Source organism: [Micrococcus luteus] ATCC 49442 (assembly GCF_010367585.1).
GTDB classification, from domain to species: Bacteria; Actinomycetota; Actinomycetes; order Actinomycetales; family Micrococcaceae; genus Arthrobacter; species Arthrobacter luteus_A.
Genome location: NZ_JAAAXP010000001.1, coordinates 4376785 through 4388562 on the forward strand (window position 1 = coordinate 4376785; position 11778 = coordinate 4388562).

14 protein-coding genes are annotated in these 11778 nt (G+C 64.4%); 7 read left to right on the forward strand and 7 right to left on the reverse strand.

Annotated features, from left to right (window positions below):
- Nucleotides 1-18 precede the first annotated feature (18 nt).
- Nucleotides 19-618 (reverse strand): SRPBCC family protein, encoded by a 600-nt coding sequence (locus GUV69_RS19895; protein WP_164205543.1) that lies wholly within the window; start codon nt 616-618, stop codon nt 19-21.
- A gap of 68 nt (nt 619-686) precedes the next feature.
- Nucleotides 687-1490 carry a hypothetical protein gene (locus tag GUV69_RS19900; protein WP_164205545.1) on the reverse strand — a complete coding sequence of 268 codons (804 nt, stop codon included), beginning with the start codon at nt 1488-1490 and terminating at the stop codon, nt 687-689.
- A gap of 313 nt (nt 1491-1803) precedes the next feature.
- Between GUV69_RS19900 and GUV69_RS19905 the strand changes: the two genes are divergently transcribed.
- The gene (locus GUV69_RS19905; RefSeq protein WP_164205547.1) at nt 1804-1941 is read left to right on the forward strand and encodes a hypothetical protein; all 138 of its coding nucleotides are present in this window, start codon (nt 1804-1806) and stop codon (nt 1939-1941) included.
- A 214-nt stretch (nt 1942-2155) separates the two neighbouring features.
- Nucleotides 2156-3532 carry a MinD/ParA family ATP-binding protein gene (locus GUV69_RS19910; RefSeq protein WP_431197118.1) on the forward strand — a complete coding sequence of 459 codons (1377 nt, stop codon included), beginning with the start codon at nt 2156-2158 and terminating at the stop codon, nt 3530-3532.
- Nucleotides 3533-3551: 19 nt separating this feature from the next.
- Here GUV69_RS19910 and GUV69_RS19915 read toward each other — a convergent pair whose 3' ends face one another.
- Entirely contained in the window at nt 3552-3959 is a 408-nt protein-coding gene (locus tag GUV69_RS19915) for an Hpt domain-containing protein (RefSeq protein WP_244292805.1), read from the reverse strand.
- Between the two features lie 377 nt (nt 3960-4336).
- A complete protein-coding gene (locus tag GUV69_RS19920) occupies nt 4337-4663 on the reverse strand; it encodes a hypothetical protein (protein ID WP_164205551.1) in 327 nt (108 codons plus the stop codon).
- Between the two features lie 468 nt (nt 4664-5131).
- Between GUV69_RS19920 and GUV69_RS19925 the strand changes: the two genes are divergently transcribed.
- A complete protein-coding gene (locus GUV69_RS19925; protein ID WP_164205553.1) occupies nt 5132-6493 on the forward strand; it encodes a hemolysin family protein in 1362 nt (453 codons plus the stop codon).
- On the forward strand, nt 6486-7526 hold the full coding sequence (locus GUV69_RS19930; RefSeq protein ID WP_164205555.1) for a hemolysin family protein: 1041 nt from the start codon (nt 6486-6488) through the stop codon (nt 7524-7526). The genes GUV69_RS19925 and GUV69_RS19930 overlap by 8 nt, the downstream gene beginning before the upstream one ends.
- Nucleotides 7527-7633: 107 nt before the next feature.
- Here GUV69_RS19930 and GUV69_RS19935 read toward each other — a convergent pair whose 3' ends face one another.
- The gene (locus GUV69_RS19935; protein WP_164205557.1) at nt 7634-7810 is read right to left on the reverse strand and encodes a CsbD family protein; all 177 of its coding nucleotides are present in this window, start codon (nt 7808-7810) and stop codon (nt 7634-7636) included.
- A gap of 175 nt (nt 7811-7985) precedes the next feature.
- Here GUV69_RS19935 and GUV69_RS19940 point away from each other — a divergent pair, with 175 nt between their 5' ends.
- Nucleotides 7986-8234, forward strand: a complete 249-nt coding sequence (locus GUV69_RS19940; protein WP_164205559.1) for a hypothetical protein — start codon at nt 7986-7988, stop codon at nt 8232-8234.
- A 471-nt stretch (nt 8235-8705) separates the two neighbouring features.
- Here GUV69_RS19940 and GUV69_RS19945 read toward each other — a convergent pair whose 3' ends face one another.
- Nucleotides 8706-9458, reverse strand: a complete 753-nt coding sequence (locus GUV69_RS19945) for an SDR family oxidoreductase (RefSeq protein ID WP_164205561.1) — start codon at nt 9456-9458, stop codon at nt 8706-8708.
- 203 nt (nt 9459-9661) lie between these two features.
- Here GUV69_RS19945 and GUV69_RS19950 point away from each other — a divergent pair, with 203 nt between their 5' ends.
- The gene (locus GUV69_RS19950) at nt 9662-9982 is read left to right on the forward strand and encodes a hypothetical protein (protein WP_164205564.1); all 321 of its coding nucleotides are present in this window, start codon (nt 9662-9664) and stop codon (nt 9980-9982) included.
- A 114-nt stretch (nt 9983-10096) separates the two neighbouring features.
- On the opposite strand, the gene GUV69_RS19955 is transcribed toward GUV69_RS19950, so the two are convergent.
- Nucleotides 10097-10438: a thioredoxin domain-containing protein gene (locus GUV69_RS19955; RefSeq protein ID WP_164205566.1), complete on the reverse strand. Its 342-nt coding sequence runs from the start codon at nt 10436-10438 to the stop codon at nt 10097-10099.
- A 122-nt stretch (nt 10439-10560) separates the two neighbouring features.
- On the opposite strand from GUV69_RS19955, the gene GUV69_RS19960 reads away from it, so the two are divergent.
- Nucleotides 10561-11778: an MFS transporter gene (locus GUV69_RS19960; RefSeq protein ID WP_164205568.1), complete on the forward strand. Its 1218-nt coding sequence runs from the start codon at nt 10561-10563 to the stop codon at nt 11776-11778.

Here is an 11778-nt window from a genome sequence, read left to right on the forward strand (position 1 = left end):
GCGTTGCCGCAGGTCTCCTTAGGGGGCCCGCTGCCCTAGGCGCCGGAGGAGCCGGCGGGCTGCACTGCCTGTGGCGAGCAGCGCCGGCCCAAGGGAGGGTGTGGGCCGCGGCGGTGCAGGAATGCACGCCCGCTCCGCCGGCGTGGTAGCGCGGCAGCGGGCAATTTCGAGGGCCAGGCTTTCCTCCCCGCGCGCCATAGCCCAGCTGTGATTGGCCGAGAATATCGGCTCCATCACGGAAGTGAACCGGCGCAGCACGGGTTTGTTGAGCCGCACATTCCACGCGTATGTGGCCACCGTCCATTCGCCATCCTGTGCGAGCGTCCAGCGTCCCCAGCCCACGAAGTCTCCGCGGGCTTCGACTGTGAGTCTGCTGCACGGTTCTTTGTCAGTCAGGCGGGACTGCCAGTGCAGTGTGTAGGGCAGCCAGCCTTTCGCATGCTGGTCGAGGACCCTCCCGAGGCCATTCGCCCCGGCCGGCTCAAGTTCGCAGGAGTCGAGGAACACGGCGGGCCACCATATCGGCATGGACAGCCCATCGGCGAGGACGTCGAACACCTCAGGCATCGTTTCCTGAAGCCGCCAGACGCTAATGAATTCGAAGTCTTTGGCTGTCATCCAGTATCCCTTCAGCCTTCACTGTCCGGGCGCAAAACCGGCGCGTTAACGTACCCGGGATGATACGCCTAGGCCCTGGCTTCCCGGAACGACGCGATCATCTCCTGGATTTTCCGGTGCTCCTCCGACGCGCCGTAGGCCTCGGCTTCAGCCATGGTCCCGAAGTCGCGGCCTGAGATGAACAGGACGGTGCGGTGCGTGACCTCAGTTACGGCCATTACGCCGGTTTCCACCAGGCCCAGTCCGTACATCAGGCGCGGGACCAGCGTGGCGCTCACCGGGGCCGACGCTCCGGTGAGGGACGTGACCACCTGGACGTTGTTTGTCCACAGATTGTCCGCGCGGTCCTGCGGGAAGTCCGTGAGGTCCATGGCCACGGACCGGGCCACGAAGGGTCCTGACTTGGACAGCGGCGTCTTGCCGGGCACATCACCGAAGTGCACCGCGGGCCGCTCCACGCACGGGCACTCCGCGCCCCACGCCAGCAGGATGGTCAGGTGCGCGAGCTCCCGGCCGTCAGGTCCCAGGACCGTCACCGCACCGGATTGCGGCGGGTCGTCCTTGGTGGTGTCCCGCACCGTCCAGTCGGACGGGTGGTCGAACGAATACTCCACGTCCTCCCAGGTCCCCGAAAAGGTGGAGAGCGCGACGGCGGTGCTGCCGCCGTCGGGCGTTTCGGTCGGGGAGGCGGACGCGGAGGCGGACGCGGAGCCGGACGGAGATACCGGCGCTGTGGAGGCCGGCGCTGTGGACGCGGAAGGCGCCGTGGTTTCCGTGCCTGCGGGTGCGGGGACCCCGGCGCACGAGCTGAGGGCGAAGGCCAGGCACAACGCGGCCGGGAGGAACATCAAAGGTGGACGGTGCCTGCTCATGGGGTGCCTCCTCGGACCACACAACTGCGTATTTACCGATAGTAAGGTGGCCAGCGGCTCCGCGGGGGCGGCAATCGTTCCAATGCGGTTACAAGCTCAAAGGTCCGGTGCAGGGAAGGTAACGGCCTGCCCGCGGGGGTCACTTTCGGGCCCTGGAATGCCCTCCAAATGCCCATATCCGACCCCGCGTTTCAGGAGTTCAGGCGGGCTCCGGGAAGCCACAACCCTTGACGTGACTTGTAAACAGCTGTGACAAACGGTTAGCCTGACCCAGATCGCATGGGGGATCACTGCTAAACCAACGGAGGCCGCTGTGGCTCTCATTGACTATGTCCTGGCGCTTTGTGCGCTGCTGTTCACGCTGCTGGTTCCTTTCTGTGCGATGTATCAGGTACTGCGCCTCAAACGGCGCGCCCTCAGGGTCACCGCCACAAGGAGCGAACGCAACTAGCCATGCCTTACGTCGACATCAACCCGCACAAGGGCCGTCCCCGCTGGCAGGGCTACGCCGTCCTCGCCGTCCTTCTGATCCTCACCGCCTGTGTTGTGGTGGCCGCGCTGACCCGTCACTGACCTCGTACTTCCGGCGCAGCGCCTAGACTTAGTGACTGAATCAGTCCGTAAAGTGCCGCAGAACCTTGTGCCGAACGTCCTGGGGGACAGACATGCCAGATCCGGCGGATCAGAACGCACGCGCCAATGCAGAGGATGCAGGGCAACCGCAACCGTCCCGACGACGCCGCGACCTTCGCCGCGCCGACGGCGCGCTTTCGGATGCCCAGACAGGAACCATGCCAGCCCTAACTCCAGAGCCTTTCGCCACTCCCGACGCCGGCACCCCGGTCCCGCGCCGCACCTCCTGGGCGGAGGCCGCTGCTGCCGCCGACCAGGCCAAACCCGCGGCGCCCGTTCCGGCGCCCACCCGCCGTCCCGCCAAGCCGCCGGTGACCGCGGTTCCGCAGGCCGGGCAACCGGCCGCCAAGGACTCCGGCACCTCCGCGGTGGCGCACGACGGCGGCACTCCTGCGCCGCCGTCGTCGTCCCCTGGTGACGAAACCCCCTCGTTCCGGCGCATCCGCCCGACCGCTGCGGACGTCATTGCCGAGAGCCCCATGCCTGACTTCATCAGCTCCCCGGGCCTGTTTGTGAGAGAGCAGAAGCCCCGGCCCGTGGGCGGCATCCGCGGCGCCATCTACGCGATGACGGGCGGGGCCTGGAATCTGGGGCCCAGCGCCAAGCAGCGCGACGAGGATGAACTGCGCCGCCGCATCGCCCGCCAGCTGCAGGGCAGCTACAACACCGCCGTGCTGAGCCTCAAGGGCGGCATCGGCAAAACCTCCACCACGGTGGGCGTGGGCCTGACCCTGGCCGAATTCCGCGGCGACGCGCCCTGCGCCATCGACGCCAACCCGGATTCCGGCGACCTCGTGGAGCGCGCCCTCGGCGAGGGGATCTACCAGCAGGCCAGCCCGCGCACCATCACGGACCTGCTCAAAAACATTGACTCCGTGGACTCGCTCACCGCGCTGGCCCGATACATGCACCACGCGGGCCGGCTCCACCTGATCGCGGGGGAGCAGGACCCGGAGGTTTCCGACTCCCTGACGGCCGCGGAGTACCTGCGTATCCGCAAGCTGATTTCGAACTACTACTCGGTGGCCCTGACCGACTGCGGCACCGGCGTGACACACAATGCGATGAGCGGGATCCTGCAGTCGGCGGACAACCTGGTGATCGCCGCCGGATATGCCGTTTCCGGCGCGAAGAGGGCCCGCAGCACGCTGCACTGGCTGGCCAGCCACGGCTACGAGGACCTGGCCCGGAACGCCATTGTGGTCATCACGGACAAGGACGAGGTCTCCTCCCGCGTGGACAAGGACGCCATCGAGGAACACCTCGCCGGGATCTGCCGCCAGCTCATCGCCGTCCCGCACGACCGCGGCGTGGCCGACGGCGACCTGGTCACCCTGGACGTGCTGAAACCGGAGACCCGGCGCGCGTACAAGGAGATTGCGGCGGCCATCGTGGACGGGTACCGCTAGGAGTCCTGCGGGTGACCCCTTAGGCGCCGTACCCGTGAAGGTGCCTTTCAAGGAGGTGCGTGGTCTGCTGGGCACATTGCCGAATGCGGGGGAGATGTGCCACCGCCAGCCTTGGCAGGACAATGGACCGGGGGCCGTCGGGGGAGTCGTTCCGGATGGCGCGCTGCAGGTCAACGGCGAGCGCCGCCAGCCGTTCTGCGCCCACCATCTGGCTGGCGGTCTTCAGGCTGAGGACAGCGTCTTTTGAGGTGACAGGATCGCCGGTGGTCAACGCCATCCGTAGTCGCTCAATCCTCGCGGGAAGGAGCGCTACGAAGTCCTGGATGAATACTTTCCAGATGCCTTCGTCGTAGTCCAGCTCCAGCTTCAACCTGTCCAGTACAGAATTGTCCAGCAGCGGAACCACCATGGCCTCATGCTGACCCACGGCTGTCCTTCGCCAGTAAATGCATGCTTTTCGACATGCTTCAGGACGTTACAGGCGGGGAACAGGGGAGCACACGAGTAGGAAGTACTCGCTTTTCAAACGGAACCTACTGCTGGCCTTTGGCACCTACGGTGCGCTTCAGCCTCTAAGGGAACACTGTGCATGAACACGCTCAAGACCGGGTGCGGATAGGCGCAAATATGCCTCAAGATACTCCCGCCAGCGCAGGAGGGTTTATCCACAAACTAAGAGTGCAGCTACCCGTCTATTCGGATACAGCTGCACTCTGAGCTTGTGGAAATCTGAGAGAAAGAAAGTCTGTGGCTGGCGCTCTGGCCCGATTGCTGGGCGCTGCGGGTGCCTTGCCTTGAAAAGCCTTAGGCGGCGATCAGTGCTCGCCTTGCGGGTGCATGTTCCCGGCGCGGTGCCAGGACATGGATGGTGCACGGTGCCTGCTGCGGATCGATCCGCGCGGGCAGGTGGTGACTTTCAGAGGCGGTCCGGAGCATTTCCAGGGCTTCTTTATCAACCCGTGCGTGGGTGATGTCCAGTTTCAGGTCCAGGCCTTCCTTGAGGGAATTGGCCCGCTTGACGACTATGTACAGTGCGTTCACGCTATGGACGGTGATATGCCCCTTCGCAATCACCAGCGCCCTGGCGTGGTCTAGATCTATTCGAACAACGATGTTGAGCTTTGAGTTCACGTTGTAAAGCCTTCCCCGGCATTGGCTGCGACGCTGCAGCTTCTTGCTATGGCCCGTTTCTTGAGCCTTGTCCAGAGTAAGGGGCGAATGTGACCCACGCAACAGTTACGTATTTATTACACCGATTAGCGTGCGGCGGCCGTGCCTGAATCGTGATGCAACACACGGGATATCTTGGGCCGAGCCTGTGCTTTCCACGTTAGCGTCAGCCTTCAGCCCTATGAAAGGTGAGTCAACGATGACCGTTCTTGAATACGTTTCAGGCCTCAGCATCATTCTCGGATCCTTGGTGGGCGCCATGGGATTCGTTGTGGGAGTGATGCACTTCCGGCGCAGCCACTAGGGGGCCGTCCGGTCTCCGTGGAAACGTTAGAATGGGGAGTCTTATGGATGACCCTCCTTCACATATGCCCTTGCCCCTCTGCCATCTGACCGGTTTACCGGCCAACGCCGGGGAGGGGCGCCCCAATGTATGAATGGATCATGATCGGGATCGGCCTGATCCTCACGGTGGGTACGGGACTGTTCGTGGCCTCCGAGTTCGCCCTGGTGAACCTGGACCGGAACGATCTGGAATCCCGTCAGGCCCGAGGCGAGAAACGCCTCGGGCCCACTATCAAAGCCCTGAAGATCACCTCGACGCACCTTTCGAGTGCGCAGCTGGGCATCACGCTGACCACCCTGCTCACCGGTTACACGTTCGAGCCGGCGATCAGTTCGCTGCTGCGCGGACCGTTGCTCGGCGCGGGGCTTCCGGAAGGGCTTGTGCCCGGCGTGGGCGCGGTGGTTGGTATCTTCATCGCCACCGTCTTCTCCATGGTGGTGGGTGAGCTGGTCCCCAAGAACTTCGCCCTGGCGCTCCCGCTTGCAACGGCCAAGGTGGTCATTCCATTCCAAGCCCTGTTCACCGCCGTTTTCAAACCGATTATCCTGCTGTTCAACAACACCGCCAACAAGATCATCAGGTCCTTCGGAATTGAGCCAAAGGAAGAGCTCTCCGGGGCGCGCAGCGCAGAGGAACTCAGTTCGCTGGTCCGCCGCTCCGCCCTTGAAGGCGTCCTTGACCTCGACCATGCCACCCTGCTGCACCGGACTCTCCGGTTTTCGGAGCACAGCGCGGCGGACGTGATGACCCCGCGGGTGCGGATGACCGCCGTCGGTTCCGACGACACCGCCGAGGACATCGTCATCCTGGCCACCGCCACCGGCTACTCACGGTTTCCGGTCATCGGACGCGACCGCGATGAAGTTCTGGGCGTGCTGCACGTCAAGCAGGCCTTCGCCGTGCCGCTTCAGGACCGCGGCATAGTCATCGCATCCAATCTGATGATCCGCCCGCTCAGGGTGCCCGAATCCATGGGGGTCGATTCCCTTCTGGTCCTGCTGCGCAAGCAGGGGCTTCAGGTTGCCATCGTTACCGATGAGCACGGCGGAACGGCCGGCATTGTCACCCTGGAGGACCTGGTGGAGGAGATCGTCGGGGAGCTCGAGGATGAACACGACCGCGCCCGGGTGGGTGTGGTCCGCACGGGCCGCTCCATCACCTTTGATGCGTCTCTTCGTCCCGACGAGCTGTTGGACCGGACGGGCATCAGCGTGCCCGACGGCGAGGAGTACGACACCATGGCCGGGTTCGTCACGGACCTGTTGGACCGGATGCCGGAACTCGGCGACGAAGTAGCCGTCGACGGCGGCACCCTCAGGGTGGAGCGCGTGGCGGCGACACGCGTGGAAAGGCTGCGGTTCACCCCGGATCCTGCCCCCGAGGCGCCGCAGAGCCCCCACGACAGGATCGTTGACAACCTCACACAGGAGCTGGCCCATGAGTGAATACCTTCCCGGAATCATCTGGCTAGTGGTTCTCCTGGTCATCAACGCGTTCTTCGTGGGTGCCGAGTTCGCCGTTATCTCCGCCCGCCGTTCCCAAATCGAACCCAAAGCGGAGGCTGGCAGCAAAGCGGCGAAAACCACGCTCTGGGCCATGGAGCACGCGACGCTGATGCTGGCCACGAGTCAGCTGGGCATCACCGTGTGCTCGCTGGTGATCCTGAACGTCTCCGAACCTGCAATCCATCACCTGCTGGAATTACCGCTGGGCCTGACATCCCTGTCCTACGAAGCGATCAGCATCATCGCGTTCGTTGTTGCGTTGCTGCTGGTTACCTTCCTGCACGTGGTCATCGGAGAGATGGTGCCCAAGAACATCTCGTTCTCAGTTCCCACACGCGCGGCGCTCATTCTGGCGCCGCCGCTGGTAGTAGTGGCCCGGATCTTCAAGCCGGTGATCTGGACGCTGAACGGCGTCGCCAACTCGGTCCTGCGCCTGTTCAAGGTGCAACCGAAGGATGAGGCCACCAGTGCCTACACGCTGGACGAGGTGGCGAACATCGTGGAGCAGTCCACGCGGGACGGGATGCTGACGGACACCAGCGGCACCCTCACCGCGGCGTTCGAATTCACCGCCAAGACCGTAGCGGATGTTGAGGTGCCGATCAGTGAAATGGTGCTCCTGCCTGCCACGGCGACGCCCGCGGACATCCAGCGGGCGGTGGCGGAACACGGTTACTCCCGGTACATCCTCACGGATGGGGACGGCGATCCGTCCGGCTACCTCCACCTGAAGGACGTTATGGACCTGACCACGCCGGAGAAGTTCACCCGGCCCGTGCCAGCGAAGCGGATCCGCCGCCTGGCCTCGGCCTACAGCGGCAGCGAACTTGAGGACGCGCTTGCCACCATGCGCCGCACCGGCGCCCACGTGGCGCGGGTCTTCGACGCCCACGGAAACACCACCGGCGTGCTGTTTCTCGAGGACATCATCGAAGAACTCGTGGGCGAAGTCCAGGACGCCACCAGCGCCTGATCGGCTGCGTCCACAGTTGCCCGCCGCCAGTTGCCCGCTGTCCGGCGGGCGTCGGTGGAAAGCCGAAGGGCGCCGCTCATTGAGCGGCGCCCCTCGCGCTAATGGAGTCAGTCCTTCTTGAAAGCGTCCTTGACTTTCTCGCCGGCCTGCTTCAGGTCCGCCTTGCTCTGGTCGAGCTTTCCCTCGGCTTCGAGGCTCTCATCGCCAGTAGCTTTGCCTGTGGCTTCCTTGCCCTTGCCGCCCAGTTTCTCGGCGGCATTTTCGATCTTGTCATCCAAACCCATGGTGTCTCTCCCTATGGTCTGCGTCTGCCGGCTGTCTGCCGACAGGCCATATTTTTATCCTAGCCACAGCACGGATCCGCTCCTAGACCCCGGTGCCCTTGCGGCGCCTCCTGGCCTGCCCTAGCCTGTGGGGACTCAGGCCAATAATTGCCTGCACATCTGGGAGGGGTGCTTTGTGGCTGAAATCAACGCAGTACTGTCTAGGCTGACAGCGGAAGAACTGGAAGAGATCAAGTCTTTAGGGCCGAAGGGGCGGCTGGGCCGGCATCTCGTCGAGGCTTTGGACCGTGCTGCCGGGGGCCCGGAAGCTGGAAGAGGACTCTATGTCCTGGACGGTGCCGTCAACGGCAACGGCGGGCAGTTCCACATTCTTCGGGATGATGTCAGCAGCCGCCTTTTCCAATCCGAGACTGACCCGCGCTGATGCGGTGGTAGTGCCGGCGGCGGATGGTTTAGGGTCCCGGTCTCAAAAGGCCCTCTCGCCGCCGGCACAGTCTGCCCGGACGAAGCGCCGGTAGAAGCTGGTGCAGGTATTTAGGCTACTTCCCGGCGTCTTCCCGTGGCATGAGTGGTCAGTACTCGACTTCCTGGCCGCCGGTACTTGGCACATTTTCTGAACAGCCGGCACTACTTGTGAGGGCGAACAGGGGCGGCCAAAAGTAGGGTAGCTCCTACTCGTGCGCGAAGCGTCAATAGGGAATCTAATGGGTTTAGTCAGTCCTAGGCTCCGATGGTGGGGGCCTTCAGTTTTCCGTCTGCGCAGGGACCAGCGGGTCGCCGCCCAGCTGCCGGCGGAGCAGGCGGGGCCGGCGGCGAAGTGGCCTCAGGGTAAAGCCAGGCCTGAACATCTGACGTCGTCGGCCCCTTGTTTCGGGCATCTCCCGCCGCGCGGTTCCTAACTTCTGTTCCGGTCAGTTGCCAGCCACGCGCTGAACGTTTGGCGCCCGACGTCGGACCCTGCCTCTGGGAGCAGGTCGCCGTTCCGCATGGCGCGCCAGAGCGGCCCGGGGGCTGTGAACTCAATGATGAGCTTCTTTGGCCCGTACTTTTGTGAATACGCCCGGACGAGGTCCACCAGTTGTTTGCGTTCGGGGCCGGCAAGATCTGCAAGCCGTCCCTGGGGGCCTGCTTCCGCCGCGTCAACCAGCGCCTCGGCTACCTCGCGTGCCGCCACAGGTTGGGTGGCCATCCGCGGGACAAGGGCCAGCGGGCCTACTGAACTGCGCTCCAGCATCTGCGCCGCGAACTCATGGAACTGAGTGGCCCGCAGGATGGTCCACGGCAGGTTGGAGTTGCTGACCAGGTTCTCCTGCGCCAGCTTTCCGGCGTAGTACCCCGCCGCCGCTTTGTGGGTCCCGACGATGGAGAGCACCACCTGGTGCTGTACTCCGGCCGCCGTCCCCGCTTTGAGCAGGTTTTGCGTAGTGGTGGAGAAAAAGTCCACTGCCTTCTTCGCGTTCAGCGTCTGGATGCCGGCCACGTCAATCACCGTGTCCGTACCCTCAAGTGCTTGGGCCAGGCCGTCGCCGGTCACGGTGTCCACGCCGTCCGCCCGGGAGAGACTGACCACGTGGTGGCCACGTGCCCGGGCAACGGCCACAACGTGGCGTCCAACAGTTCCGGTTCCTCCTGCAACGGTGATGTTCATGCTCCGAACTCTATGACACACAATCCGAAGCGCCGGGAGGGCCGGCGCCGGGCATGGAGGCTACCGACACAATGGAACCCAATGTTGTGCGGGTCACACAATTCTGCCTACCCTGAAGATGGCTGCTGAAGCGCGGCCACAGGCCGCGGCGTCGCGGCCGCCCCGGTTGCAGCGTCGCAGCCACGCAAAGAAGGTGTTTCGCCTTGACTGAAAAACTCAGCATTCTTGTCCGTCTGGACCTAGACCACGCCAAGGCCCACGTCCTCGCCAAAGGCCACGTCACCATTCACAGCATTCAGGCCCTTTATGTTGTGGTGAAGCGCGCCAACGCCCTGAAGCTGAACCTTGACCTGGAATTGGACATGCGGCACGCCCGCATTGACCCTGAAGCCCTGCGCCAGCTGGAGACCTGCTCGGTGACACGTCACCTGCCGGTCCGGATCGATCCGCTGCAGACCCCGTGCAAGCTGAGCATTCTTCCGCCCCGCCGCGCCGTCCACGCGGCAGGCCTCCTGGCAGCCTGAAACGGCAGCCCAAAATCGACGCAGACCCGCAGCGTCGCGCTGAACGGAAGTCCCGCCGTCGGACGCTGCCGTCAGAAGCAGCCGTCGGGCGCTGCCGTAGATGCAAATGTAGCGTCAGCCGATGGCGGGAATCTGTCCGGTCAGCTCAGCGGCGGCAGCCATGACCCATCGTTCGGATTCAGGTTCGAAGCAGACCACAACGGACGCGCCGGACTGGTGCGCCTCATCGATGGCAACAAGCAGGGCATCTTCAAGATGCCGCGCATAGTCCTGCCGCTCGGTGAACGAGCCCGGCAGCCCGCCGTCGTCAATGATCACGTGGGCCTTGCCGTCCACAATGACCTTCAACGCGTAGCCCTGGTCGTCGTGGAGGGACGCCCGGGTGGACGCGATTTCCGTGACTTTGTCTGCCCGGACCAGGCTGTTATTGATGGTGCGGATCCACACCTCACCCATGAGACCTCCTTGGCTTTGAGGCGCAGGTGGCAGTGCGCCCCACAAGGCAAACGTTAGTCCTCGCGAGGCTGCTTGTGACCCCCTGAATATTAGGGAATTTTCTGCGGCCTAAGATAAATCTGATGACTTCGCCAGGAACCCCGCAGCCGTTCAACCTCCGAAGCATCGCAATACCCGCTTTCGGACCTGCGCTGCTGTTCTGTATCGGCGAAGGCGCAGTGCTTCCCGTGGTGGTGCTGTCTGCGCGCGACCTCGGCGCCTCGGTGGCCGTCTCTGCGCTGCTGGTCACCCTGATCGGGCTGGGCTCGTGGTTCTTCAACCTGCCGGCGTCCCTTATTACGCTGAAGTTCGGCGAACGCTGGTCGATCGTCGGGGCTGCTGCGGTGGGTGCGCTTGCCCTCGCGGCCGCGGCGATGTCCTCCCTGATTCCTGGCGGGCTATGGCTGCTGGCGGCGGCGATGGCCGTCGTCGGGATGGCCGCCAGCGTGTTCAGCCTGGCCCGGCAGAAATACCTCACCGAGGCCGTACCCATTGAGTTCCGGGCGCGGGCGCTGTCAACGCTTGGCGGGGTGACCCGGATCGGTGTGTTTATCGGGCCGTTTGTGGGTGCCGGTGTGATGCAGTTTGCCGGTCTAGCCGGAGCGTACTGGGTGGGGGTGGCCGGCATGGCCGCGGCCGCGGGTTTGGCCGTCACCATCCCGGACCTGGTTGTTCCGCCACCGCCCGACGGCGGACACAAGACTCCGGAGCCGACGCTGCGGAACGTGGCGGTCGCGCACCGCACCGTGTTCCTGACGCTCGGAGTGGGGATCCTGCTGCTGAGCGCGCTGCGCGCGTCCCGGCAGGTGGTCATCCCGCTGTGGGCCGACCATCTGGGGATGGACCCGGCGCAGGCGTCGGTGATTTACGGCCTATCCGGGGCGATCGACATGCTGGTGTTCTACCCGGCGGGCAAGGTGATGGACCGGCGCGGCAGGCTGTTCGTGGCCATTCCCTCAACCATCATCATGGGCATCGCGATGCTGGTAATTCCTCTCACGGGTTCGTTTACCGGGCTGCTGCTGGCCTCGCTGCTCATCGGGTTCGGGAACGGCATCAGCTCCGGGCTGATCATGACCCTCGGCGCCGACTTCTCGCCCGACAGGGGCCGCGGCCAGTTCCTGGGGCTGTGGCGCTTCATTGCCGACGCCGGCTCAACGGGCGGGCCGGTACTGCTGTCCGGCGTGACAGCCGTGGCCGCACTGGGGGCGGGGGTTGCGGCCACCGGCTTCCTGGGGTTCGCGGCGGCTGCAGTGTTTGCTTTTGTGCTTCCCCGGCTGAAGCACAGGAGGAACTACTAA

Excerpts from the sequence above, each read along its gene's own strand:
- GUV69_RS19955 (WP_164205566.1), bottom strand. The coding sequence starts at position 10,438 with ATGGGTGAGGTGTGGATCCGCACCATCAATAACAGCCTGGTCCGGGCA.
- GUV69_RS19925 (WP_164205553.1), top strand. The coding sequence starts at position 5,132 with ATGTATGAATGGATCATGATCGGGATCGGCCTGATCCTCACGGTGGGT.
- GUV69_RS19945 (WP_164205561.1), bottom strand. The coding sequence starts at position 9,458 with ATGAACATCACCGTTGCAGGAGGAACCGGAACTGTTGGACGCCACGTT.
- GUV69_RS19900 (WP_164205545.1), bottom strand. The coding sequence starts at position 1,490 with ATGAGCAGGCACCGTCCACCTTTGATGTTCCTCCCGGCCGCGTTGTGC.
- GUV69_RS19895 (WP_164205543.1), bottom strand. The coding sequence starts at position 618 with ATGACAGCCAAAGACTTCGAATTCATTAGCGTCTGGCGGCTTCAGGAA.
- GUV69_RS19930 (WP_164205555.1), top strand. The coding sequence starts at position 6,486 with ATGAGTGAATACCTTCCCGGAATCATCTGGCTAGTGGTTCTCCTGGTC.
- GUV69_RS19935 (WP_164205557.1), bottom strand. The coding sequence starts at position 7,810 with ATGGGTTTGGATGACAAGATCGAAAATGCCGCCGAGAAACTGGGCGGC.
- GUV69_RS19910 (WP_431197118.1), top strand. The coding sequence starts at position 2,156 with ATGCCAGATCCGGCGGATCAGAACGCACGCGCCAATGCAGAGGATGCA.
- GUV69_RS19960 (WP_164205568.1), top strand. The coding sequence starts at position 10,561 with ATGACTTCGCCAGGAACCCCGCAGCCGTTCAACCTCCGAAGCATCGCA.